This is a genomic window from Gordonia hydrophobica NBRC 16057 (assembly GCF_001592365.1).
Lineage (GTDB): Bacteria > Actinomycetota > Actinomycetes > Mycobacteriales > Mycobacteriaceae > Gordonia > Gordonia hydrophobica.
Map to the genome: position 1 here is coordinate 16,512 of NZ_BCWU01000009.1, position 23,033 is coordinate 39,544.

The window sequence follows — 23,033 nt, forward strand, 5'->3', positions numbered from 1 at the left end:
GGTCATCATGTCCATCGATCGCATCGTTGTCGCCCCCAGCGGTTTCAAGGAGTGCCTGTCCGCGCCGGACACCGCCGCCGCCATCGTCGCCGGTGTCCAGCGCGTGCTGCCGCACGCCGACGTCCAGTCGCTGCCGCTCGTCGACGGCGGCGAAGGCTCGGCGCGAGCCTTGGCGGAGGCCACCGGTGGGCGGGTGCACTCCGTTCGCGTGACCGGACCGGTCGGTACCGTCGTCGACTCGCACTTCGCGATGCTCGGCGGCTCCGGACCCCGGACCGCGGTCGTGGAGATGGCCGCCGCGGCGGGGCTCTCGCTGGTCCCCCGCGACCTCCGCGACCCGGGCGCCACCACCAGCCACGGTGTCGGCGAGTTGATCCGGGCCGCCCTCGACGCGGGCGCGCAGCGCATCCTCGTGGGCTGCGGTGACTCCGGAATCTGTGACGGCGGCGCCGGCGCGCTGCAGGCGCTCGGCGCCCGCATCACCGATGCGATGGGCGTTCCGGTGGGCCGGGGCGGTGCCGCACTCACCGAAGTCGAGTCGATTGACCTGTCGCGCCTGGACCCGCGTATCCGCAGCACCGAGATTCGTGTCGCGGTCAATCCGTTCAACGTGCTGTGCGGCGAACAGGGGGTCGCCCGCGTCTTCGGTCCCCAGAAGGGCGCGGCACCTGCGCAGGTGGAGTTGCTGTCCGCAGCGATGGAGCGGTGGGCCAAGGTACTGGACCGCGATCTGCATCGAGACCTGCGCACCGCACCCGGATCCGGCGCGTCGGGCGGGCTGGGTGCCGGCCTCGCCGCGGGTCTGGATGCCGTGCTGCTGCCGCGCTACGAGGTGATGTTCGATCACGTGGACCTCGACGGCGCGATCGCCGACGCAGATCTGGTCCTCACGGCGGAAGGCGCGATCGACCAGCAGACGCCGCGCGGCAAGATCCCCGCCGAGGTCGCCCGCCTCGCGAGCCGCCACGGAGTTCCGGTCGTCGCGCTCGCGGGCACCATCGGCGAACGCGCTCACCTCAACTACGACGCCGGCATCCATGCGATCGCGTCGATCCTCCCGACCGCGTTGCCGTGGGACGAAGCGATCGCCGGCGGCGCCCGCTATCTGACGGACGCGCCCGAGCGAGTGCTGCGTCTGCTGCTGGTCGGCGCCACCCTCTCCGCCTGATCCGAGCGCTCCGGCCAGGCGCCCGTCAGCTCAACTGGGCCTTCGCCATGTTCGCCGCGAGGTAGGCGCCGTAGACGCCGAGGCCGATCATGCCGGCCCTGCGCGTGCGCGGCACCGCGATCGCGGTGCCGACGGCCGTCTCGATGGCACCGTTGACCTGCAGTGCCTGATCGGTGTTGGTCGGGAATGCGGGGGCGGTGATGCCACGGAACAGGTCCGGTGCGACGAAGTGCGCCAGGCCGGTCGCCGCGAGGCCTGCGCCCGCGATCGTCACGAGCTTGGACGGACGGGTGGAGGTGGACTCGGCCACTGCGATCTCGCTTTCGTCGATGTGCCGCACTCCGCGGCGGTTCCTGTCCTGTCTACCGGAACCCCGGACGGCGATGGCCCGTTCACCGATCGCGTCGGCCGTCCGCGTGCCGGTGCAGTCATGAGGGCGGTGCAGTCACGCACGCGGTGCGATCATGAAGGCATGGGCGATCATGAAGGCATAGGTACGCCAGACAGCAGGGATCGCGACCGTGACGAGGACGGTCGAGCACGGAATGCCCGCCCCCGCGACGCGCTCGGGCGGCCGCTGCCGTTCGGGAGCATCGGCGTCGAACGCATCCCCGACGATCTGGACCTCCCGCCGGCCGAGACCCTGACGTGGGCACAGGATCTGCTGGACCGGGGACTGGCGTTCAACGCCCACGAAGTCCTCGAAGGCGCGTGGAAGAGCTGTCCCGACGACGAACGTTTTCTGTGGCAGGGACTGGCGCAACTCGCGGTCGGCATCACCCACATTCAGCGCGGCAATCCCAAGGGCGCGACGACGCTGCTGCGCCGCGCCATCGCCCGCATGGGCTTCGACGACGGGCCGGCCCCCTACGCGATCGACGTCCCCGGTCTGATCGGTTATGCCGAGTCCCTCATCGCCCAGTTGGACCGGGGCGTCGATCCCGCGGCGAGCGAACTGGTGCCGCGCCTCGTCCATTCGGCGGGCTGACGAGGGGCCTACGGCTTCCACGAGCCGCCCGGCTGCCGGGTCGCGTGGTTGACGCGGTTGTAGAAGTTGATGGTCGCGATGTTGACGATCAACGCCGCCAACTGTGCCTCGTCGAACTCCTCGGCGGCCCGCTCCCACAGCTCGTCCGGAACGGCTTCGGGCTTGCTCGACAGGTGGGTCAGCTCCTCGGTCATCTCCAGCGCGATGCGTTCGGCATCGGTGAAGTACGGCGCGTCGCGCCAGGCGCCGACGGCGAACAGCTTCTCGTCGCTGACACCGAAACGACGCGCCAGCCGCCAGTGTCCGTCGAGGCAGGTGCTGCAGCCGTTGAGCTGACTGGCGCGCATGTTGACCATCTCGCAGAGGTCCTGCGGCAGTCCAGTGTCGGCGACGGACTTGTGCATCGCCATCAGCGCGTCGAAGACGCCGGGGAGCAGCATCGCCGGGTTGGTCATCCGTGCGGTCATGAGGTTCTCCTTGTTCAGAGTGGGATCGATCGGTTCGGGTCGGCGCCCGACACTCATATGACGCCGCAGCGGGGAAGAATGTGACACATGCAGACAGAGATCTTCGTCGCGGCACGACCGCGCCTGTTGGCGGTGGCCACCCGGCTGCTCGGCTCCCCGGCCGATGCCGAGGAAGCCGTCCAGGATGCGTGGCTCCGAACCGCCTCGGCCGACGAGACCATCGACAATCCGACGGCGTGGCTGACGACGGTGGTCTCCCGGATCTGCCTCGATAAGCTCCGGGCCCGACGCGACACCGCCCCGATCGAGACCGTCGACCTGCCCGACACCCACGCCGGCCCCGCCGACGAGGCCCAGTTGTCGGACGCCGTCGGCACCGCGCTCAGCGCGGTGGTCCACACGCTGGCGCCCGCCGAACGGGTCGCCTTCGTCCTGCACGACGTCTTCGGGGTTCCGTTCGACGAGATCGCGGACATCCTCGGGAAATCACCTGCCGCCACGCGGCAGATCGCGAGCCGTGCGCGTCGGCGCGTGACCACCGAACCCGCACCGTCGCAGTCACACCCCGCTCGAGCGGTGGCGGCCTTCCTCTCCGCATCTCGGGACGGCGACTTCGGCGCCCTCGTCGACCTGCTCGACCCCGACGCGATGTTCCGGACGTTCGCCGACGACGATCCGCCCGCCCTGGTGCACGGTGCCTCGGCGATCGCGGAGGCGTTCATGTTCCGCGCGACGACCGCGCGCGCCGCGCTGCTCGACGGCAAGGTCGGCGTCGTGGTGCCACGCCCCGGCGGCGCAGCGGGCGAACTGCTCCTGATCATGGATGTCTCGTTCGCCCCGTCGGGATCGATCGCCGCGATCGACGCGACCCTGCGCGCCGACGAACTGCTGGTCGTCGACGTGTCGTGACGCGCCTGGCGGTCGTGCGTCAACCCGCAGGCGACCGCCCGCACCACTCACCGCGCGGCGGTGCGATAGTGAAGCACATGGCCCCGCACCCGGCTCCGCCGCTTCCACTCGACGGCATCACCGTCGTCACCCTGGAGCAGGCCGTCGCCGTCCCCCTCGCCTCCCGTCAGCTCGCCGATCTGGGCGCCCGCGTCGTCAAAGTGGAGCGGCCCGACGGCGGCGACTTCGCCCGCGCCTACGACACCGCCGTCGCGGGCACCGGAGCCCACTTCGTGTGGCTGAATCGGGGCAAGGAGTCGCTCGCCGTCGACCTCAAGTCGGCGCAGGGGCGCGCTCTGGTGCGGTCGTTGATCGACCGGTCCGACGTCTTCCTGCAGAACCTCGCACCCGGTGCGGCCGCTCGGCTCGGGTTCGGGTCCGACGACCTCCGCGCCGACCATCCCGAACTCGTCACCGTCGATCTGTCCGGGTACGGCAGCGGCGGACCGTTTGAACACCGCAAGGCCTACGACATGCTGATCCAGGCCGAGAGCGGCCTCATCTCCATCACCGGCACTCCGGACGACGCCGTGAAGACCGGCATCCCCACCGCCGACATCGCTTCCGGAATGTATTGCGCCCAAGCGGTTCTCGCCGCACTACTGCGCCGCTACCGCACCGGCGAGGGCGCGTCGATCGAGGTCTCGATGCTCGAGGCGACGGTCGAGTGGATGGGCCACTCCCTTTATACGCAGATGTACACCGGCGCCCAGCCGCAGCGCATGGGCGTCAGTCATGTGTCGATCGCGCCCTACGACGCGTATCCCACCGCGGACGGCCAGATCCTCATCGGCGTCCAGAGCGACGCCGGCTGGGCGGCGTTGACCGACGTCCTGCATCTGCCGGAGCTGCGCACCGATCCCCGCTTCGACACCAACATCCATCGGGTGGAGAACCGCGCCACGTGCGACGCCGTCGTCGCCGAGCAGACGCGCCGTTTCACCACCGCCGACCTGGATGCCAAACTGGCCGACGCCGGCGTCCCCGCCGCACAGATCAAGCAGCTGAGCGATGTCGCCGACCATCCGCAACTCGCCGCCCGCGACCGCTGGCGCACGGTCGGCACCGAATTCGCCCCGGTGAAAGCGCTGCTGCCGCCGGCGACCTTCCGTGACGCCGCCGCGGCGATGGGCGATGTCCCCGCGCTCGGGCAGCACACCGCCGCGCTGCTCGCCGAACTCGGGTACAGCGCGGCGCAGACCGCCGAGTACGCAGACGCCCGCATCGTCGGTGTCCGATAATCGACCGCGTGGACTACACGACGCTGACGCACGAGAACAACGACGGCATCCTGATCGTCCGGCTCAACCGCCCGGACCATCTCAACGCCTTCACGGTCGACATGGCACGCGACCTCGAGAACATCTTCCGAGCCGTGAACGACGACGACGCCGTCCGCGCCGTCATCGTCACCGGAAACGGCCGCGCATTCTGCGCGGGCATGGATCTGGCGAGCACCGAGGGCGACAACGTCTTCGGTCTCGACAACAGCAAGCGGCCGGGACTGGCCGACATGGCCGATCTCGACGATCCCGAGATCGCACGGGTCCGCGACACCGGCGGCCGCGTCACCCTCGCCATCCATGCCTGCCGCAAGCCGGTGATCGCCGCGATCAACGGCGCCGCGGTCGGCATCGGCGCCACCATGACGCTCCCGATGGACGCCCGTCTGATCTCCACCAAGGGCCGGATCGGTTTCGTCTTCGGCAGGCTCGGGATCGTCCCGGAAGCGGCGTCGTCGTGGTTCCTGCCTCGCGTGGTCGGGTTGCCGAAGGCCCTCGACCTGGTCTATCGCGCCGATGTCCTCGACGCGCAGGCCGTGCTCGACGCCGGCCTGGCTCAGAGCGTCCATGAGCCGGACGAATTGCTCGACGCCGCCGTGGAACTCGCGAATGCCTGGACGCGGAACCGCTCCCCCATGGCCGTCGCCTTCGCCCGGCAGATGCTGTACCGCAATTCCGCCCAGGACCACCCCGTCGAAGCACACCGGATCGATTCGCTCGCGATGTTTTACACCAGCATCGGCGACGGCGCCGACGGGGTCCGCGCGTTCCTGGAGAAGCGTCCCGCCGACTTCACTTCGAAGGCCTCGCAGCTGCCGGAGTTCTACGAGGAGTGGACCCGGGACGCAGGGCCCACCGCCGGCGGCACGACCCGCCGGTCGTTGCCGGAACCCAATAAATGACATACTGTCTTTTATATGGAGGACATGCTGTCGGCACGAGCCGCCGCCATCACCGGCGCACAGAATTGGGACTCGGTGCGGCGTCGGTTCCCGGCGCGCGTCGACCAGATGGCGCAGGGACTGCTGATCGGCGATCCGCTCGCCGACGCCGTCATCGCCGACGTGATGAGCGATTCGGCGTTGACGTGGACAGCGGTCCTCGCCGCACTCGAAACACCGACGCACCCGGTGACGGAGTCGCAGGCCCTGCGCCAGTTCCTCGCCCACGTCACCGCCACCCCGGAGTGGTTCGACCCCGCCATCGCCCGTGCGGGCGCCGCCGCCTGGTGGCGCTTCGGCTCGCTGCAGGTCGGCACCCTGTACCAATCGTTGATCTACGGCTACCAGGCGCAGGGATTCGTGCGCCCGCTGATCGAGACCGGCCGATTGAGCGAAGGCACGTGGGACCGGGCGGTCGCCACCGGCCGGTGGGTCACCCTGGCCACCGCGCCCGGCATGATGGACCCCGGCGCTCCCGGCTGGGTCGAGACCATCCGCATCCGCCTGGTGCACGCGATGGTCCGCCATCATCTGCTCGCCGGCGAGTGGGACAGCGAGCAGTGGGGCGCACCGATCAACCAGACGTATGCGCAGCTCACCATCACCGCGGGATTCCTCGTGCTGCCGCTGACCATCGCCAAAGATCTCGGCATCCGCTATTCGGGCGCCGAACTGGAGGCCATCACCCATCTCTGGCGCTATATCGGCTGGGCGATGGGAGTGGAGCCGGAGCGATTGCCCGTCGACTTCGCCGACGCCGCCGAGATCCGGTCCATCTCCCGCGAGTTCCGACTCCAGCCCGTCGAAGCGTCCCGCGTGCTGGTCAAAGCTCTCCTCGACGACGGCTACCGAACCTCCGTCGGCCTCCCCGGGCCACTCGACGCCGTGTTGCACCAGCTCACGAAACCCTTTCTCCGACCGCTCTTCTCCGCGATCAGCGCGCGGTGGGTGGATCCCGAGGTGGTCCGCGGCATGGGACTTCGATCCACACCGCTGCACCATGTCGTCGGCTTGGCCCGGCCGATCGTCCGCTCTCGCGAGGTGATTCGCACGCTCGGCATCCTGGGAACCGAACGGTCCATCGCCGAACGTGAGTTCCGGCTGGTGACCCGGGGGTTGGGGATCGACGACGGCGACTACGCCGACTTCGGGAACCGCTACCGGCACGTCGACGAAGGCCGGATGGACTCGGTCGCGTGAACGTCCGATGACCACCTTCACGCTGAGCGACGAGTTGCCGTGCCACGCGGACACGGCGTGGGCGATGCTGACCGACCCCACGCGGATGAACACGTGGTCGTCGGCGCGCGTCACCCTCAAGGAAGGCGGCGTAGGCGATCGCCCGGACGGCGTCGGTGCGCTCCGCCGGACCACCTTGCCGCACGGCGGTATCGGTTTCCTCGAAGTGGTCGAAGCCAGCGCACGTCCGCACGTGTTCCGCTATCGCGTCTTCCGCGCCGGACCGCTCCTGCATCATCACCGCGGTGAGCAGCGGATCACCCCGCTCACCGCAGATCGGTGCCGCGTCGACTGGACGGTCGACGTCGCCCTCGTCGCCCCGCTGCTCGGCCGCGGCATGGTCGCCTACCTGCGGCGCGAGGTGCGGTCGTCGCTCACCGTACTGCGGACGCTCGTCGCCGATCTGGAGATCGGCCCCGCCTCGGATCCCGCTCCCGTCACCGGCCGGCGGCCCTCACCGGACCGTCTCGCCGCGCTGCGGGCCGCCGCCGACCGCGCGCTGGCCGAGCAACGGGCTATCGCCGACCGACTCGCCGCGGCGGACGACCCGAAGCGATGGTTCGCCCGCGTGTACCAGTACGTCTCCGAGGAGATGATCGCCAACGCCGCAGCCCCGTCGCGCCTGGGTCTGGAGCACCCGGACTGGGTACTCGCGCTGATCCCGACGTTTCACGAGTACTTCGCCACCAACCTCGACGCGTATCAGGCCGGTCGGCCTGCCGAACCCGCGTGGCAGAAGGCGTGGTCGACGTGCGAGCGCGTCGACCCGGAGAATCCCGCGCTGCCGATCATGAAGGGACTGCTCGCCGGCGTGGCGGCGCACATCGAGGCCGATCTCCCGCGCGCCATCGCCCGCGTGCACGACACCGACTTCGCCGACCGCGACCTGCGCGAGTTCCGCCCCGACTATCTGCGGCTCGCACCGATCTTCGGCACTGCCTCCGACCGGCTCCTCGACGACCTGCCCGACGCGTACAAGCCCTGGTGGGTGGCCCCGGTACGACGGCTCCACCCGAACTTCCTCGACGCCGCGATCGCCCGCACCGGATACGACGTCGCGGGCCACCGACTCCGGGCGTTCAGTGCGGCGGTCCATCTGCAGGCCGACGATGCGGGTGGGCGCAGGGACCCAGCCGAGATCGATCGCCTCAGTCCGACGCCGACACCCCGGAGAAACCCGCCCAGATCAGATCGGTGAGATGGTCGACCACAGCCGTCCGCGGCATGGTCTCCGTCCTGGACCACCAGCCGATGGTGGCGGACACCGCGCCGACGATCGCGTGCGCCCAGGGCTCGGCGCCCGCGTCGTCGGCGCCACGCGCAGTGAAGCCGTCGCGCAGAATCTGCACCAGGGCGTTCAGGATCGATCCGGACGCGCCGCCGGCATGACTCAGCCGCGTGCTCAAGAGCGGCGCCAGCACCGGTTCGGTCTCGAACCAGTCGGCGAGGATGTCGATGGCGGCCCGCGTCTGCGCCCGCGGGTCGTCGATGGTCGCCAGCACCGCGCCGAGTCGCTCGACGATGCGCGCGCTCTGCCTGGCCGCCAGACGGTCCAGGAGCGCATCCCGGTCCGCGAAGGCCGCGTACACCGCTGACCGTGACAGCCCGGCGATCTTCGCGACCTCGCCCAACCCCACGTCGGGCCCGACCGTGCGAATCGCGTCTTCGGCGGCGTCGAGCAGGTCGGCGCGCCGCTGTTCCAGATCGAGAGGCGGGCCCGGGGGGCGCCCCCGCCCACGCCGCGGCGCCGAGACCTCGCGAGCCATCTCGGTCTCCTCTCCGCCGCCGCGTCCGCATCGTCGTCGCCTGTGCCCATCATCGTAGGGGCCCGCCAACTCTGCCCCGCCGCCTCCTCCGCCCTGAGTGACGAGGTCGGGCAGCAAGCGGGTTGCTATGGTGTCGACAGAGTGCAGCAGGGAACTCGGTGAGAATCCGAGACTGGCGCGCAACGGTGAGGGTCCCTTCGACAGAGGCCTAAGTCCGATCACTGGCTGTGCTCGTTTTCGTCCGCCACGTATCTCGCGCACAGATACTCGACAGAAATAAGGCCCCGTGCCATCGAATCTCTCGATGCGTCCCCGTGACGTCGATCGTGTCCGCTCACGGTCCGCGCTGCTCGATCCGGCGCTCGCCGACAACCCGCCGGTCGGCTGCCCGTCGTTCCCCTCACGTGGGTGCTCGCCGTGCTGACCGCCGTCAGCGCGCTCATCAACGTGCCTACTACAACGATCCCAAAGTTCCCGCGTGAACTGAACCGCCTGCTGGTCGCGTTCTCGCCTGAGCGGCAAGGCATGCCCACGAATGCGGATGATCTTCGCCATTTCGTTGCATGGATATGAGCTGATGCACTATGTTTGAAACAGTTTCAAACAGAATTAATGTACCCGGTCGCGACGCTCGGCGGGTGACGCAGTCGGCTCGACCGCGGCGGAGGACCGATGACACTGTCACTCAAGGACGCGTTGGCGACGAAAGGGCTTCCCGAGTGCCGAAGGGTCGTCGAGGATCGAAGCCAAGTGGGCAGAGATCATCGCTCTCAACGGGAATCTGGGGCACATCGCGGTAGCAGATTCGGATATCTCGCTCCGCGATATTCCGGGAGGCGATCACGTTGGCTGACGAACTGCTGAAGAAGGGCTCCTTCGGAAAACTCGATCGTATTTTAACCCAACTCGAAGCTCAAACGTACAGACTCTGGACCCTACGGCTAGCGCAGCCCCTTGGAGAGAAATAATGAATTTCGATGCCTTGCTAATTTCTTGGGATCGTCAGCAGGAAGCGTACATCGCTAATCGCGAGTTTCGGTTCACTGCGATTCTTGATGCGCTCGAAGTCGGAATCGACACCGACTCACCCACAATAGTGGACCTTGCATGCGGGCCGGGGTCGCTTAGCAACCGAATACTGGACAGATTTACGAATTCTACGGTCATCGGCATAGATTTCGACCGGGCGCTGCTAGAGCTTGCTCGTCGCACATCACCGCACAATGGCGATCGACTCAGGCTGTTGGAGGCTGACCTGGCTGACACCTCGTGGATCGAGAAAGTGAACTCGTTGGGGTTCGATAACGTACAGGCAGTCGTTTCAACGACGGCATTGCATTGGCTGCAACCCGACGAGTTGCTTCGGCTTTACGGACGTGCGTACGACATTCTAGACCCGAACGGAATTCTGCTCAATGGAGATCACTTCCGATTCGGTCCGCGCACCCCCCTCATCGAGGGCTGGTCTCGTCGCCACGATCAACGTACTCAGCAGAACGGATTCGACAATGGTGTATTGAGTTGGCAGGAGTGGTGGGAAGAATTAGGTGCGGCGCCTGGAATGAAAGATCTTGTTGCGCTAAGAAACCACATTACCACCGGTGATTCTGGCGCACCGGACACTACGGTCGAGTTTCAGATCGCAGCACTCGCGCAATCTGGCTTCTCTGAATCGGGTACTTTGTGGCAGTTTTTCGACGACTTCGTTGTCTACGGAGTGAAATAGAGACAAGTCGTTTCGCAGCCACTTCATACTCGCCGCCGACACATCGTCTTCCTCATGGCTAGTTCCGGCACAGATACTCGACAGAAATAAGGTTCCCATGCCATCGAATCTCTCGATGCGTCCCCGTGACATCGATCGTGTCCGCTCGCGACCCCGCGCCGACCGATCGAGCGCACGCAGACAACCCACCGGCCGGCTGCCCCTCCTTCCCCTCACGCTGGTGCTGGCTCTGCTGACCGCCGTCAGCGCGGTGATCTCCGTGGCGTTCGGCGCCGAACACATTCCGATAGGCGATGTGTGGCGCACCGTGTACGACGGCCTCGTCGGGCAGCGGTCGGATTCGGCGTACTCGGTCATCGTCTGGGATCTCCGACTCCCCCGCTCGCTGTTGGCCGCACTGGTCGGCGCCGGCCTGGCCCTGGCCGGCACGCTGATGCAGACACTGGTTCGCAATCCGCTCGCCGACCCGTATCTCCTCGGGGTCTCGTCGGGCGCGGCCGTCGGCGCGACCGCGGTTCTCACGATCGGCGCCTTCTCCGCCCTGGGTGTGTGGGCGTTGTCCGGCGGTGCGCTGATCGGCGCCCTCGCCGCGACCGCACTCGTGTACTCGGTCGCGCGGGCGCAGGGCGAACTCACTGCGCTGCGACTGGTCCTGTCCGGTGTCGTGCTGTCGTCGGCGTTCATGGCGTTGTCGTCGATGCTGGTGTTCACCGTCGGCGACTCGCACGCGGCCGAGAGCGTCATGTTCTGGATGCTCGGCAGCGTGTCCGGCGCCACCTGGGCCAAACTGCCGATCACGGTCGTCGTGGTCGGGGCGTCGGCGGTCGCCATGCTTGCGATGCGCTCGTGGCTCGACGCGTACGCCGCAGGCAGTGACACCGCGGCGTCGCTCGGCGTTCCCGTCGTCGCGCTCCGCAATGCGTTGTTCGCCATTCAGGCCCTGCTCATCGGCGTCCTGGTGGCGGTGGCGGGCGGCATCGGGTTCGTCGGGTTGATCGTCCCGCATGCGGCGCGCCTGCTCGTCGGTGCGACGCATCGTGCCGTCATTCCCGTCGCCGTATTCGGCGGCGCACTGTTTCTCATCTGGGTCGACGTGATCTCCCGTGTCGCCGCCGCGCCGCGGGAGATGCCGCTCGGTATCGTCACCGGCCTGATCGGCGCGCCCGTCTTCCTGTTCCTGATGAATCGGCGCAGCTACTCGTTCGGCGGCCAGAAATGACCTCGCGGGGCGCCGCTCGCATCGCCGCGACCGGGCTGTCGTGCGCCGCCGGCGGCGCGATGGTCGTCACCGACGTGACGTTCGACGTCCCGGCGGGCGCTCGGCTCGCCGTCGTCGGACCCAACGGAACCGGTAAGAGCACCCTCTTGCGGGCGATCGCGGGCATTCGACCACCGGCAGCGGGAACGGTGCGCGTCGACGGTGTGGACATCGGCGCCCTGCGCGCCCGGCAGCGCGCCCTCGCGGTGGCCTTCGTCGGTCAGGAGGAACATCCCAGCGCCGAACTGACCGTCGCCGAAGCGGTCGCCCTCGGCCGGACGCCGCACCGCGGACCGTGGTCGGTGTCCGACGGCGCCGAGGAGTCGGTGATCGCGGAGGCCTTGGCCGCCGTCGGCATGGCGGACTACCGGAACCGCCCGTGCACCCAGTTGTCCGGCGGCGAACGCCATCGGGTCACCATCGCCCGCGCGCTCGCACAGGAAGCGCCCGTGCTCGTCCTGGACGAGCCGACCAACCATCTCGACGTCGCGTGGCGGCTGCGCCTCATGCGCCTGATCGACGACCTCGACTGCACCACCATCGCAGCCATTCACGATCTCGATCTCGCCGTCCGTTGTTTCGACCTGGTCGCTGTTCTCGACGCGGGCACCCTGCGCGCCTTCGGCCCGCCCGCCGACACCCTCACCCCGGACCTGATCCACGACGTGTTCGCCGTGCGCGGCGACATCGTCACGCACCCCACCACCTCACAGCCGCACTTGCTGCTCACCGAGGCGACCCCCATCCCTGCTTTAACGAAGGAGACCTTGTGACTTCACGTGCCCTGCGTACCGTCACCGCACTCGCCTGCGCCGTCGCCGTCACCGCGACGGCCGCCTGCTCCACCACGTCGGACTCGGCGGGCGGCGACTCGGTGACCGTCACCAACTGCGGCAAGGAGGCATCGTTCCCGCAGCCGCTGAACCGGCTCTTCGTCAACGACGGCGGCATGATCGCCATTGCCCTGGCGGCGGGGGCGCACGACGCGATCACGGCCGTCAGTTCGCTGTCCCGGGACAAAGACGTCCTGCGCTTGGCTTATGGATCGCAGGTCGACGACCTCAACGAGGTGACCACCAAGCAGCCGACGTTGGAGAACTTCGTCGCCGCCAGACCCCAGGTCGTGTACGCGGGCTACAACTACGGGATGAGCGAGTCGCGCGGAATCACGATCGACATCCTGAATCAGCACGGAATCGACGTCTATCAGCTCTCGGAGGCCTGCCGGCAAGCCGACGGCGCACCGGAGCGCGGCACCATGGACCCCTGGACGGCGCTCGACACCGATCTGCGGAACATCGGTACCATCACCGGCCACGCGGAGGAGGGCGCGGCCGCGGCCGACGACGTGAAGAGGCGGCTCGCAGCCTTGCGTGCCGCGCCCCAGGCCGAGAACCCGCCCACGGTGTTCGTGTTCGACAGCGGCAGCGACACCGTCTTCACCTCGGGCGCTTTCGGCGGCCCGCAGGGCATCATCGATGCCGCCGGAGCCCGCAGCGCCACTGAAGACGTGAAGGACACCTGGACTGCTGTCAGCTGGGAACGCGTCGCCACCGCCGATCCGGACGTGATCGCCTTCGTCGACTACCCCGGACAGTCGGTCGGTGAGAAGATCGCCGCCCTCCGCAGCAACCCGGCGAGCCGCTCGCTGCGGGCGGTCCAGGAGAATCGCTTCATCAACCTGCCCTATGCGATGTGGGTGTCCAGTCCTCTCAACATCGACGCCGCCGAAACCCTCCGGAAAGCGCTGGAGACGACGGGAGCGCTGCCGACGTCGTCCATCACCCCCGCTCTCGACATCACGTCGCTGAACTTGGACGGGAATCAGTTGCTGACGAAGTAGCCGGCTCGAGGTTCGGTCCTCGACATCGTCATCGGCCCGACGGGCCTACAGTCGAAGTACACCCCGATCGTCGGTCCAATCCGACTCGAAGGAGTACTCGTGAACGACTCCGCGACCGCCGCCGTCCTCGCAGGCCTCACCGACCTCGGCGACACGATGACGGGCTTCTATCGGGATCTGCACCAGCATCCCGAGCTCTCTCACCGCGAACACCGAACCGCCGCGGCCGTCGCCGAACGCCTCGACTCGCTCGGATACCGGGTGACCACCGGCGTCGGCGGCACCGGTGTGGTCGGGATCCTCGGCAACGGCAACGGTGGGGGCCCGACCGTCCTGCTGCGCGCCGACATGGACGCCCTCCCGGTGTCGGAGGCCACCGGGCTGGACTACGCCAGCTCGGTGACGGTCGACGACGACCGCGGCGTCCCGATTCCGGTGATGCACGCCTGCGGACACGACGTGCACGTCACCGCGCTGCTCGGTGCCGCCGCCCTGCTTGCCGGGGCCCTCGACCACTGGAGCGGGACGCTCGTGACCCTGTTCCAGCCCGCAGAAGAACTCGGCGACGGCGCCCAGACCATGGTCGACGACGGTCTCGCCGAGCTCGTCGGACCGGTCGACGTGGCGCTGGCACAGCATGTGCTGCCGATGCCCGCGGGCACGGTCGGTGTTCGGGAGGGGCCGGTCCTGTCGGCGGCGGACAGCATGCGCATCACCGTGCACGGACGGGGCTCGCACGGCTCCATGCCCCAGGCGAGTGTCGACCCCGTCGTGCTCGCGGCGGCGATCGTGCTCCGACTGCAGACCATCGTCGCCCGCGAACTCCCGCCGACCGAACCCGCAGTTCTGACGGTGGGCCGCATCGAGGCCGGTACCAAGAGCAACGTGATCGACGACCACGCGGTCCTCGAACTCAACGTCCGCACGTACAACGAACAGACCCGCAGTTACGTGCTCGACGCCGTCCGCCGCATCGTGACCGCCGAGTGCCAGGCGTCCGGCTCGCCGAGGGAACCCGAGTTCGAGATGTTCGACCGGTTCCCTCCCACGATCAACGACGCGGACGTCACCGCCCGGATTCGGGCGGCATTCGACGCCCAGTTCGGCGACCACTGCACCGAACTGCCACTGCAGACCGCGAGTGAGGACTTCAGCGACCTTCCCAGCGCACTCGGGGCGCCGTACACCTATTGGGGTCTCGGCGGTGTGGACGCCGCCGCCTTCGCCGAGGCGGAGCGCGCCGGGCGGATCGCTCAGGACATCCCCGTCAACCACTCGCCGTTCTACGCGCCGGTCATCCAGCCGACGCTCGACACCGGCGTGCGCGCCTTGGTCGCGGCGGCACTCGCCTATCTCGGATGAGCAACCGGCGACTTGCCGCAGCGAGGCGCAGGTGAGCGTGACCCCGCCGCTACGACTCGATTCGGAGTGCGTTGGTCCAGATGCGCGTGGTGTTGCGGGTGAGCAGATCCATGTCGTCCTCGGTGATCTCCGCGGAGTCAACGTTGCAGAAGTACCCGTACGCAAGTCGACTCGTCATACTCGACAGCGCTCTGGAGGCGAAGAGCGGATCCATTGCGGGGTCGACCAATCCGCGCTTCTGCAAGGACTCGATGCTGCGCGCATTGCGCTGTACAAAGGCATCGGTTCGTTTCTGTCGCAATTCCCGGAACTGTGGATCGACGTGCGAGACCTGTTCGAGCAATGCCATCAGCTTCGCATTGCGCCGATACGATTCGAAATAGGCCCGATTGCTCGCGTCGATGATTGCGACGGGGTTGTCTGCACCGGCCACGTGCGCCATGCCGGGATGCAGCATCTCTTCCTGTGCGACGGCGAGCACCGCCGCGAAGATCTCGTCCTTGCTTGAGAAATACGTGTAGAACGTACCGGCTGAGCACTGTGCCTCGGCCGAGATATCGGCCAGTCGCGCGTCCAGGAATCCGTCCCGCTCGAAGACTGTGCGTGCCGCGGCGATCAATGCACTACGAGTGCGTAGTCCACGCGCTGTCGTCGGGAGGTCGCGCAGGAGCGACTGGTTCGCCATCGACGGAATGCCGTCGTCGACTTCCCCATTTTCTCCTGAGCTGGACATGGGTGAACTCTATCAACGACATTCGGAACGACGGCACCGACGTGAAAGCGGCGTTCCCGAAGCGCGCGACGAGGAAGCCGACCTGACCGGTGGCATCGAGCGGTGATGCGGACGATAGGACAGGCGCACCTCGAGACCGGCGCCCCGATCACAGTTCACATGGACACGCATACCCACGTCCGACCTCGTCGTTCAACTGGTACTCGCCTCGGAAGGCAGCGCGAATCCCTATCCGCGCTGCCCTCCACCTCCCGAGCATCACACCGTGGGTCCTCCACTCACGTACAGCACCTGACCGGAGACATACGAGGAGTCCGGACCGATGAGGAAGGACGCCACGTCGGCGATATCGGTGGGCTGACCCACACGTCCAAGCGGAATCTGCTGTTCCGCATGGGCTTTCATATCGTCGAAGGTCATCCGCATCCGCTCCGCCGTCGCGCGCGTCATCGCGGTTTCGATGAACCCGGGCGCGATGGCGTTGGCGTTGACACCGAACCGTCCGAGTTCGATGGCGAGCGTCCGCGTGAATCCCTGGACGCCGGCCTTCGCCGCGCTGTAGTTGACCTGGCCTCGGTTTCCCAGTGCCGCGATGGAGGAGATGTTGACGATTCGTCCCGACCCGGCGTCGACCATGTGAGTCTGCACGGCGCGCGTCATCATGAATGCGGCGCGCAAGTGCACATCCATCACCGAGTCCCAATCGTCCAGTGACATCTTGTGCAGCAGATTGTCCCGGGTGTACCCGGCGTTGTTGACGAGAACGGTCGGCGCTCCGAGCTCTTGCGCGGTCTGGGCCACTGCCTGGTCGACGGCGTCGGGGTCGCGGACGTCAGCGACGACGGCGCAGAGCCGCCCTCCTCCGGACAGCCGCTTAGATGTGCTTTCCAGCAGATCCGCGTCACTGTCGACGAGCGCCACGCGCAGTCCGTCGGCAAGGAGGCGTTCGGCGACGGCGGCGCCGATTCCGCGAGCGGCGCCGGTGACAATGGCGGTGCGTGATTCAGTCATGATTCTTCTCTTTCGTGTGTGGTTCGAACAGGGCAGCCCGTGTCGATCACAGGGGGATGTTGCGGATTCCGTTCCGGTGATGGGACGCACCCCGGAAGGCCTCGACCACGGCGTCTCTGGTCGCCGCGGGCTCGATGATGGCGTCGACCCAGCCGGCTTCGATCACCGGATCGATCCCACCTGATTCGCGCAGGTGGGCCTCGGCGAGCTCGGTCTCTTTCGCCGCCAATTCGTCACCGGCAAGACCTGCCAGGTCACGTCGCTTCAGGATGCGGACAGCAGCGGTCGCGCCCATGACCGCGATCTCCGCACCCGGCCACGCGAAGACGGCGGATGCCCCGAGCGAATGGGAGTTCATGGCGATATAGGCGCCGCCGTACGCCTTGCGGAGAATGACCGTGATCCGGGCGACGCTCGCATCCGAGAACGCGTGCAAGAGTTTAGCGCCACGCCGTACCACGCCATTCCATTCCTGATCGACACCCGGTAGGTAGCCGGGAACATCGACCAGGACGAGCAGTGGAATGCCGAAGGAATCGCAGAGTCGCACGAACCGCGACGCCTTCTCGGCGGACTCGGAGTCGAGGCATCCACCTCGGCGAATCGGGTTGTTCGCGAGTACGCCCACCGGGCGGCCTTCGAGGCGACCTAGCCCGGTCACTATGTTCGGCGCCCATCCCGCCTGCAGCTCATGCCATGCGGGCGCGTCATCGGCGTTCTCGTCGAGGATCGCGGACACGACCGGGTGCACATCGTAGGCGACGTCCGCCTGGTCCGGAAGGAGCGAACCCGGGTCCATGACTGAGCGAGTCCACGACGATCGACGCTGACCGCTCAACAACACGGTCACCGCGCGGGCGCGTGCCACCGCATCAGCATCGTCCTCGCCGACGATGTGCGCGACGCCGGAACGGTTCAGATGCGTATCCGCACCCCCGAGCGTCTCCATGTCGACCGATTCGCCGGTGACCGACGCGACCACACCCGGACCGGTCACGAAGATCTTGGCGCCGCGCGCCATCACCACGACGTCGGTCAGTGCCGGGCCATAGGCCGCTCCACCAGCGGCCGGACCCAGGATCACGGAGATCTGCGGGACTCGTCCCGAGGCCCGCGTGATGGACGCGAACATTTGGCCCATCCCGTCGAGCGACGACACGCCCTCAGCCAATCGTGCTCCACCGGAGTGCCACACCCCCAGCACCGGAACGTTCTCACTCACCGCACGATCGGTGAGTCGGGTGATCCGCATACAACCGTCCATGCCCAGTGCGCCGCCCTGGACCGCACGATCGGACGCGTACGCGAGTGCTCGGATTCCCTCGACGGCGCCTTCGGCAGTCCGAACGCCGGAACCGTCGTCAGCATCGAGCAGCCGCATGGATCCAGGGTCGAACAGGGCGGCCAGGCGTGCCTCCGGCGTCGACGACACCGACGCGTCTCCGCCTGCATCGTCGGCCAGACTCGCGTTCTCTGCGGTGAGTCGGCAGAGGACGTCGCCGTTGCGAACGGTATCGCCGACCTCGATGGCGACATCGACGACAGTCGCGGCCCGATCAGCGCGGATCGGGATCTGCATCTTCATCGATTCGAGCACCATCAGGAGATCGCCCGGCAGCACTCGGCTGCCCGGGGCGGCGTCCACCGTGCAGACGGTGGCGGCGATCTCGGCGGTGATCTCGACGGTCGGCACGTCGCCGGCGTAGCCGCCCATGGGCAGTGTTTCAGAAACAGTCATGTCAACTCCCGATGAAGTGCGGTGCACGCTTGGCGAGGAAGGCCGCGCCCGCCTCGGCGACGTCGGCGCTGCGTGCGACCGCCACGTGTGTGGATGTTTCACGGCGCAGGCACTCGGTGAACGGCAGTGTCGTGGCGTCGTGAAGGTTCTGCTTGATGCCGGCGATAGCGAGCGGCGGCCCAGCGGCGAGTTTCTGCGCTGCCGCTCGTACGGTCTCGTCGAGTTCGGCATGGGACGTGACGCCGGTGACGAGTCCGATCTGGAGAGCGCGGTCGGCCGTGATCTTCTCGTTCAGCAAGAGGATCTCCGTCGCTCGCGCAGTGCCGAGCAGCCGCGACAGCGACCAGCCGAGGCCGAAGTCGCCGGACATCGCAGCGGTGAGGAATGCTGAGCGAAGGACCGCAGTATCGGCCATGTAGCGGAGATCGCACGCCGCCGCCAGCGAGAATCCGGCACCGGCGGCGGGTCCGTTGATCGCGGCGATGCTCACGGCGTCGCCTTCTCGGAGGATCTCCGCGGCGCGCACGTGATGACGCAGTCGGCTCTCTGCCTGCGCGTTGCTCCCTCCGCTGTAATCGGCGTGCAGATCGCCGCCGGCGCAGAAGGCGCGGCCGGCTCCGGTCAGAATGATCACTCTCGTGGTGGGATCGTCGCTGAGCGTCTCAAGTGTCCCGACTAGCTGATCGAGCAGTGGAGTGTTCATCGCGTTCATGGCATCGGGGCGGTTGAGGGTCACCGTGGCGACGGCGCCGCAGCGATCCAGAATGACTTCAGGCATGGTGTATCTCCTCAGTGGTGTGGTCTTTTCTCACGCAGTCGGTCACATGTCCGGCCACCCCGTCAGCCCTTCCGGAGTGCTGCTGTCGTGCGCGCGGACGATCTGCTCGGCGCTCAGGCCCAGCTCTTGCAGGACAGCGACGGTGTGGTCAGCGCGGTCGGTCGCAGCAGCACGGGCCGGAGTCCGCGACATCCTGGGCACCGGCGGGACGGTGTCGGTGAATCCACCGCCGTGTCGGTGATGCAGGTGCGGTTGCGCCGCAACCTCATCGGGCGCGAGAACCGGCGTCACGCACGCGTCTGTTCCGTGAAACAACTCCGCCCATTCGTCACGCGTGCGCGTACGGAATGCTGCGTCGAGGGCTTCTTCGATGGCAGGCCACTGACTTCGGGGGTACTGGGCGGGAGGCTCGCCCAGTCCGAGCGTGCGCCATAGCGCTGCAAAGAACTGCGGTTCCAGTGCGCCGACGGCGACGAATCGTCCATCCGACGTGGCATAGCACCGGTAGAACGGCGCGGCGCCGCTCATCATCCCGGTTCCCTGACCCGGTGCTGCCGAAGTGCCCCACATCTCGTAGTGCATGGCCATCATCGAGCGGACTCCATCGATCATGGCGACATCGAGGTACTGGCCGTCACCGGACTGGGAGCGTTCGTACAGAGCTGCCGTGATCGCTGACGCAGCCAGAAGCGATCCGCCGGCGAAGTCGGCGACGAGGTTGAGAGGAAGGGCGGGCGGTGCGCCGGCCGGGCCCATCGCCCCGAGCACTCCGGTGAGCGCGATGTAGTTGATGTCGTGGCCTGCCGCCGAGCTGAGCGGGCCGGTCTGCCCGTATCCGGTGAGTGAGCAGTAGACGAGATCGGGGCGTACAGCCCGGAGCTGGGCGTAACCCGCACCGAGCTTGTCTGCAACACCGGGACGGAAGCTCTCGACGAACACGTCCGCTCGGGCCACCAGCCGATGCAGTGCGTCCCGGCCGTCGTCGCTCTTGAGATCGAGTGCGATGAACTGTTTGCCGCGAGCGACGGCGTCGAGCTGCGTGCCCGCGCGGCCGCCGCCGACCACCGTGACCTGCGCGCCCATGTCTGCCAGGAGCATCGTGGCGTAGGGGCCTGGCGCAAGCCGCGACATGTCGACGACGCGGATGCCTGCCAGCGGCCCGTTGGCACCGTGACCGGTGGTCATTGCATTCTCCTCCTTCGATTCACAGGTATGCATCGGCGATGGCTCGACGGTCAGCGAGTTCGGCGTGGCCGCCCCGTGCGGCGACTTCGCCGTGGGACAGCACCAGGAAGTTGTCGGCGAGCGCCGCGGCGAACGACTGGTTCTGCTCGGCGAGCAGAACCGCGAGGCCCTTGTCGCGCAAGGCGGCGAACGTCTCGATGAGGTCGTCCAGAATCGCCGGTGCGAGGCCCTGCGTCGGCTCGTCGAGGAGCAGTGCAGACGGTCGAGTGCACAACGCCATGCCGATCGCGACCATCTGCTGCTCACCGCCGCTCAGGAGGCCGACCTGCGTCCCGGCGAGGGTGGTGAGCTTCGGAAAGATCTCGTGCACTTCCGACAGTGCCTCGGCACTGTCGGCGCGAGGCAGGACCTGCAGCGCCAGGGTGAGATTCTCCTCGACGCTGAGCCCTGGAAAGGTGTTCCCGCGCCGTTCCGGGACAAACGCGAGGCCGACACCGGCACGATGCTGTGCACCCAGTTCGCTGATGTCGTGGTCACCGAGCGCCACCGTGCCGCTCCACCGACGACCGTCGAGGCGGATGCCCGCGAGCGCAGCCATCAGACTGGACTTTCCGGCTCCGTTCGGGCCGAGGACGGCCGTGATCTCGCCGCGGCCGACGGTGAGGTCGACGTCGTGACACACTCGAGCGCGGCCGTACGAGACGGAGAAGCCGTTCACAGTGAGTGCCGGGGCTCCGCCTGCGGAAGCCGGGGTGTGCTTCGTGAACCCGGACTCTCCGCTGGAGCCCAGATAGGCTTCGACGACCCGCGCGTCCGAAGCGACGTGCTCCGGTTCGCCCGACGCGATGACCTTTCCACTCTCGAGGACTACCAGCACATCGGCGATGTCTCGCACGAGCGGGAAGTTTTGCTCGACCAGCAGGACCCCGACCCCACTGTCGGCAATGGTGCGAATACCCGACGTGAGCAGTTGTTGCTCCTCCTGCGACAGGCCCGCTGCCGGCTCATCAAGAAGGAGATAGCGGGGGTTCATCGCCATCGCTCGGAGCACATCCGCCATCCGGACAGTGCCGAGCGGCAGTTCGCCCAGAGGAGTGTCTGCATGGTCAGCGAGTCCGAAGGAGTCGAGCAGTCGCTCGCAGGAAGCGCGCGCATCACGCTCCTTCGTCCCGCCGATCCCCACCGCAGCGGGAACCAGTGCAGTGCGCAGCGATGGCAGGAACCCGCACAGGACGCTGTCGGCGACGGTCAGGTCGGCGTCGATCCGCGGAGTCTGGAAGGTTCGGGCGACGCCCCGGCGGATCCGGGCGTCTGCCGGATCGTCGGAGATGTCTTCCTCATCGACGAACACGCTTCCGCTGTGGAGAGCGACGAATCCCGTGATGGCGTTGAAGAGCGTGCTCTTACCGGAACCGTTCGGCCCGACGAGGGCGACCACCTGGCCGGGCTCGACAGCGATGTCGACGCCGTCCAGCGCGACGACACCGCGGAAGCGGACGCCGATGGAGTGAGCGCGGAGCGTCATGACTGGACCGCCTTTCGGAACGAGGACGCCGGGTCCGTGGTCGGCATCGCGCCGCCTGTCTTCGATGGGGAGTCCGGCAGCACGGTCGGTTTCGGTGTTGCTGGACCGGAAGTGCGTCGGGAACGACGCAGCTTCAACCAGGCCGTCTCTGCGGTGCCGAGAATCCCGCGTGGAGCAATCACCAACACGAGCACCACGGCGATGCCGAGAAGAAGGCCCTGCATCTCATCGGGCAACGTGTCTTGGAGGTAGGTCAGCAGAGCCGCCCCAAGAACGGGCCCGAGTACGTGTCGCGCGCCGCCGACGAGAACCATCAGCAGCAGCGTCAGCGACAGATTGAGGGAGAGCGATTCCGGCGAGATGTAGGTCATGTAATGCGCGTAGAGCCAGCCACCGACGCCGGCGACAGCTGCTGAGAACGCGAACAGCGCGCTGAGCCGCCGGGGTCCGTTGTCTCCATCTGCCTGGGCACGCACGGCGTCGACCCGGACGGTGTTGGTCGCGCGACCGGCGGCGGACCGAACCATGTTCGTGTACAGCACGACCGCGATGATGATGCACACCCACACGACCATGGCGAGGTCGAGCGGCGTCTGGACGAATGGCAATGGTGGAACGCCACCGATGCCGTCGTATCCGCCCGTGAAATCCCCGCCCTGGTTGAGCAGGATGCTCACGACGCTGCCGAGAAAGAGGGTCGCGAGAGCGAGTGCGAGCGAGGACATGCGCACGATCAATCTCGCGACGATGTAGGCCACCGCGGCGGGCACCGCCACAGCGAGGACGAGCCCGAGGAAGGGACTCAGTCCCCACTGGGTGGTCGCGATGGCGGTGGCGTACGCGCCGAGCGCCGCGAAACTCGCGTGGCAGAGCGACATCATGCCGCCTTGCCCGTACGCCATCCCCAGAGCCGTGGCGATCAACCCGTAGATTCCGATCAGGATGAGCGTGTTCTCTGCTGTCGGCGCTCCGGCAGCGAACGCGAGTGCCACCGCGGCGATGCCGGCGACAGCGAGTGCGGGGCGCTGATTCCGCAGAATCCGCACGATCCCGGTCGACCGAATGTCGGTCATG

The 23,033-nt window shown here is 67.5% G+C and carries 23 protein-coding genes and 1 riboswitch; of the genes, 13 read left to right on the forward strand and 10 right to left on the reverse strand.

Going from position 1 to position 23,033, the window contains the following annotated elements:
• Positions 1 to 7: 7 nt before the first annotated feature.
• Positions 8 to 1,168 (forward strand): glycerate kinase family protein, encoded by a 1,161-nt coding sequence (locus GH2_RS15145; protein ID WP_066169686.1) that lies wholly within the window; start codon positions 8 to 10, stop codon positions 1,166 to 1,168.
• A gap of 25 nt (positions 1,169 to 1,193) precedes the next feature.
• On the opposite strand, the gene GH2_RS15150 is transcribed toward GH2_RS15145, so the two are convergent.
• A complete protein-coding gene (locus GH2_RS15150) occupies positions 1,194 to 1,478 on the reverse strand; it encodes a DoxX-related protein (RefSeq protein WP_066170128.1) in 285 nt (94 codons plus the stop codon).
• 162 nt (positions 1,479 to 1,640) lie between these two features.
• On the opposite strand from GH2_RS15150, the gene GH2_RS15155 reads away from it, so the two are divergent.
• Positions 1,641 to 2,156 (forward strand): DUF309 domain-containing protein, encoded by a 516-nt coding sequence (locus GH2_RS15155; protein ID WP_066169690.1) that lies wholly within the window; start codon positions 1,641 to 1,643, stop codon positions 2,154 to 2,156.
• Positions 2,157 to 2,164: 8 nt separating this feature from the next.
• Here GH2_RS15155 and GH2_RS15160 read toward each other — a convergent pair whose 3' ends face one another.
• Entirely contained in the window at positions 2,165 to 2,623 is a 459-nt protein-coding gene (locus tag GH2_RS15160) for a carboxymuconolactone decarboxylase family protein (protein ID WP_066170131.1), read from the reverse strand.
• An 87-nt stretch (positions 2,624 to 2,710) separates the two neighbouring features.
• On the opposite strand from GH2_RS15160, the gene GH2_RS15165 reads away from it, so the two are divergent.
• The 5 genes from GH2_RS15165 (at position 2,711) to GH2_RS15185 (ending at position 8,232) form a co-directional block, all read left to right on the forward strand.
• Positions 2,711 to 3,532, forward strand: a complete 822-nt coding sequence (locus tag GH2_RS15165) for a sigma-70 family RNA polymerase sigma factor (RefSeq protein WP_066169692.1) — start codon at positions 2,711 to 2,713, stop codon at positions 3,530 to 3,532.
• Positions 3,533 to 3,609: 77 nt separating this feature from the next.
• A complete protein-coding gene (locus tag GH2_RS15170) occupies positions 3,610 to 4,812 on the forward strand; it encodes a CaiB/BaiF CoA transferase family protein (RefSeq protein ID WP_066170134.1) in 1,203 nt (400 codons plus the stop codon).
• 8 nt (positions 4,813 to 4,820) lie between these two features.
• A complete protein-coding gene (locus tag GH2_RS15175) occupies positions 4,821 to 5,756 on the forward strand; it encodes a crotonase/enoyl-CoA hydratase family protein (protein ID WP_066169695.1) in 936 nt (311 codons plus the stop codon).
• 15 nt (positions 5,757 to 5,771) lie between these two features.
• Positions 5,772 to 6,995 (forward strand): oxygenase MpaB family protein, encoded by a 1,224-nt coding sequence (locus GH2_RS15180; RefSeq protein ID WP_066169698.1) that lies wholly within the window; start codon positions 5,772 to 5,774, stop codon positions 6,993 to 6,995.
• Between the two features lie 7 nt (positions 6,996 to 7,002).
• Positions 7,003 to 8,232 carry an SRPBCC family protein gene (locus GH2_RS15185; RefSeq protein ID WP_084247526.1) on the forward strand — a complete coding sequence of 410 codons (1,230 nt, stop codon included), beginning with the start codon at positions 7,003 to 7,005 and terminating at the stop codon, positions 8,230 to 8,232.
• Here GH2_RS15185 and GH2_RS15190 read toward each other — a convergent pair.
• Complete coding sequence (locus tag GH2_RS15190; protein ID WP_066169700.1) at positions 8,183 to 8,800, reverse strand: TetR/AcrR family transcriptional regulator; 618 nt, start codon at positions 8,798 to 8,800, stop codon at positions 8,183 to 8,185. The two genes, GH2_RS15185 and GH2_RS15190, sit on opposite strands and share 50 nt — an antisense overlap.
• A 102-nt stretch (positions 8,801 to 8,902) precedes the next feature.
• A riboswitch (cobalamin riboswitch) is annotated at positions 8,903 to 9,032 on the forward strand.
• Between the two features lie 176 nt (positions 9,033 to 9,208).
• On the opposite strand from GH2_RS15190, the gene GH2_RS21645 reads away from it, so the two are divergent.
• From GH2_RS21645 to GH2_RS15210, 6 genes are all read left to right on the forward strand, one after another.
• Positions 9,209 to 9,373 carry a hypothetical protein gene (locus tag GH2_RS21645; RefSeq protein ID WP_157086106.1) on the forward strand — a complete coding sequence of 55 codons (165 nt, stop codon included), beginning with the start codon at positions 9,209 to 9,211 and terminating at the stop codon, positions 9,371 to 9,373.
• A 394-nt stretch (positions 9,374 to 9,767) separates the two neighbouring features.
• The gene (locus GH2_RS21355; protein ID WP_084247527.1) at positions 9,768 to 10,526 is read left to right on the forward strand and encodes a class I SAM-dependent methyltransferase; all 759 of its coding nucleotides are present in this window, start codon (positions 9,768 to 9,770) and stop codon (positions 10,524 to 10,526) included.
• Between the two features lie 115 nt (positions 10,527 to 10,641).
• Entirely contained in the window at positions 10,642 to 11,745 is a 1,104-nt protein-coding gene (locus tag GH2_RS15195; RefSeq protein WP_157086107.1) for a FecCD family ABC transporter permease, read from the forward strand.
• Positions 11,742 to 12,557 (forward strand): ABC transporter ATP-binding protein, encoded by an 816-nt coding sequence (locus tag GH2_RS15200; protein ID WP_066169703.1) that lies wholly within the window; start codon positions 11,742 to 11,744, stop codon positions 12,555 to 12,557. Before GH2_RS15195 ends, GH2_RS15200 begins: the two co-directional genes overlap by 4 nt.
• A complete protein-coding gene (locus GH2_RS15205) occupies positions 12,554 to 13,627 on the forward strand; it encodes an ABC transporter substrate-binding protein (protein ID WP_084247529.1) in 1,074 nt (357 codons plus the stop codon). The genes GH2_RS15200 and GH2_RS15205 overlap by 4 nt, the downstream gene beginning before the upstream one ends.
• A gap of 156 nt (positions 13,628 to 13,783) precedes the next feature.
• Complete coding sequence (locus GH2_RS15210) at positions 13,784 to 14,989, forward strand: amidohydrolase (protein ID WP_066170143.1); 1,206 nt, start codon at positions 13,784 to 13,786, stop codon at positions 14,987 to 14,989.
• Positions 14,990 to 15,038: 49 nt separating this feature from the next.
• Here the strand turns inward: GH2_RS15210 and GH2_RS15215 are convergent, their stop codons facing one another.
• From GH2_RS15215 to GH2_RS15245, 7 genes are all read right to left on the reverse strand, one after another.
• Entirely contained in the window at positions 15,039 to 15,722 is a 684-nt protein-coding gene (locus tag GH2_RS15215) for a TetR/AcrR family transcriptional regulator (RefSeq protein WP_066169705.1), read from the reverse strand.
• 258 nt (positions 15,723 to 15,980) lie between these two features.
• Positions 15,981 to 16,733, reverse strand: a complete 753-nt coding sequence (fabG, locus tag GH2_RS15220) for a 3-oxoacyl-ACP reductase FabG (RefSeq protein ID WP_066169708.1) — start codon at positions 16,731 to 16,733, stop codon at positions 15,981 to 15,983.
• Positions 16,734 to 16,779: 46 nt separating this feature from the next.
• Positions 16,780 to 18,471, reverse strand: coding sequence for a carboxyl transferase domain-containing protein (locus GH2_RS15225; RefSeq protein ID WP_239589030.1), 1,692 nt, complete (start codon positions 18,469 to 18,471; stop codon positions 16,780 to 16,782).
• A 1-nt stretch (position 18,472) separates the two neighbouring features.
• On the reverse strand, positions 18,473 to 19,249 hold the full coding sequence (locus GH2_RS15230) for an enoyl-CoA hydratase/isomerase family protein (RefSeq protein WP_066169711.1): 777 nt from the start codon (positions 19,247 to 19,249) through the stop codon (positions 18,473 to 18,475).
• A gap of 42 nt (positions 19,250 to 19,291) precedes the next feature.
• Positions 19,292 to 20,434 (reverse strand): CaiB/BaiF CoA transferase family protein, encoded by a 1,143-nt coding sequence (locus GH2_RS15235; protein ID WP_084247531.1) that lies wholly within the window; start codon positions 20,432 to 20,434, stop codon positions 19,292 to 19,294.
• A 19-nt stretch (positions 20,435 to 20,453) separates the two neighbouring features.
• Positions 20,454 to 21,959 carry an ATP-binding cassette domain-containing protein gene (locus GH2_RS15240; protein ID WP_066169714.1) on the reverse strand — a complete coding sequence of 502 codons (1,506 nt, stop codon included), beginning with the start codon at positions 21,957 to 21,959 and terminating at the stop codon, positions 20,454 to 20,456.
• Positions 21,956 to 23,032, reverse strand: coding sequence for a branched-chain amino acid ABC transporter permease (locus GH2_RS15245; protein ID WP_066169717.1), 1,077 nt, complete (start codon positions 23,030 to 23,032; stop codon positions 21,956 to 21,958). The genes GH2_RS15240 and GH2_RS15245 overlap by 4 nt, the downstream gene beginning before the upstream one ends.
• Between the last annotated feature and the right edge of the window lies 1 nt (position 23,033).

Bases quoted from the DNA above. Each gene is read 5' to 3' on its own strand.
- GH2_RS15145 (WP_066169686.1), top strand. From the start codon at position 8: ATGTCCATCGATCGCATCGTTGTCGCCCCCAGCGGTTTCAAGGAGTGC.
- GH2_RS15155 (WP_066169690.1), top strand. From the start codon at position 1,641: ATGGGCGATCATGAAGGCATAGGTACGCCAGACAGCAGGGATCGCGAC.
- GH2_RS15160 (WP_066170131.1), bottom strand. From the start codon at position 2,623: ATGACCGCACGGATGACCAACCCGGCGATGCTGCTCCCCGGCGTCTTC.
- GH2_RS15165 (WP_066169692.1), top strand. From the start codon at position 2,711: ATGCAGACAGAGATCTTCGTCGCGGCACGACCGCGCCTGTTGGCGGTG.
- GH2_RS15170 (WP_066170134.1), top strand. From the start codon at position 3,610: ATGGCCCCGCACCCGGCTCCGCCGCTTCCACTCGACGGCATCACCGTC.
- GH2_RS15180 (WP_066169698.1), top strand. From the start codon at position 5,772: ATGGAGGACATGCTGTCGGCACGAGCCGCCGCCATCACCGGCGCACAG.
- GH2_RS15185 (WP_084247526.1), top strand. From the start codon at position 7,003: ATGACCACCTTCACGCTGAGCGACGAGTTGCCGTGCCACGCGGACACG.
- GH2_RS15190 (WP_066169700.1), bottom strand. From the start codon at position 8,800: ATGGCTCGCGAGGTCTCGGCGCCGCGGCGTGGGCGGGGGCGCCCCCCG.
- GH2_RS21355 (WP_084247527.1), top strand. From the start codon at position 9,768: ATGAATTTCGATGCCTTGCTAATTTCTTGGGATCGTCAGCAGGAAGCG.
- GH2_RS15195 (WP_157086107.1), top strand. From the start codon at position 10,642: ATGCGTCCCCGTGACATCGATCGTGTCCGCTCGCGACCCCGCGCCGAC.
- GH2_RS15200 (WP_066169703.1), top strand. From the start codon at position 11,742: ATGACCTCGCGGGGCGCCGCTCGCATCGCCGCGACCGGGCTGTCGTGC.
- GH2_RS15210 (WP_066170143.1), top strand. From the start codon at position 13,784: ATGACGGGCTTCTATCGGGATCTGCACCAGCATCCCGAGCTCTCTCAC.
- GH2_RS15215 (WP_066169705.1), bottom strand. From the start codon at position 15,722: ATGTCCAGCTCAGGAGAAAATGGGGAAGTCGACGACGGCATTCCGTCG.
- fabG (WP_066169708.1), bottom strand. From the start codon at position 16,733: ATGACTGAATCACGCACCGCCATTGTCACCGGCGCCGCTCGCGGAATC.
- GH2_RS15225 (WP_239589030.1), bottom strand. From the start codon at position 18,471: ATGACTGTTTCTGAAACACTGCCCATGGGCGGCTACGCCGGCGACGTG.
- GH2_RS15230 (WP_066169711.1), bottom strand. From the start codon at position 19,249: ATGCCTGAAGTCATTCTGGATCGCTGCGGCGCCGTCGCCACGGTGACC.
- GH2_RS15235 (WP_084247531.1), bottom strand. From the start codon at position 20,434: ATGACCACCGGTCACGGTGCCAACGGGCCGCTGGCAGGCATCCGCGTC.
- GH2_RS15240 (WP_066169714.1), bottom strand. From the start codon at position 21,959: ATGACGCTCCGCGCTCACTCCATCGGCGTCCGCTTCCGCGGTGTCGTC.
- GH2_RS15245 (WP_066169717.1), bottom strand. From the start codon at position 23,032: ATGACCGACATTCGGTCGACCGGGATCGTGCGGATTCTGCGGAATCAG.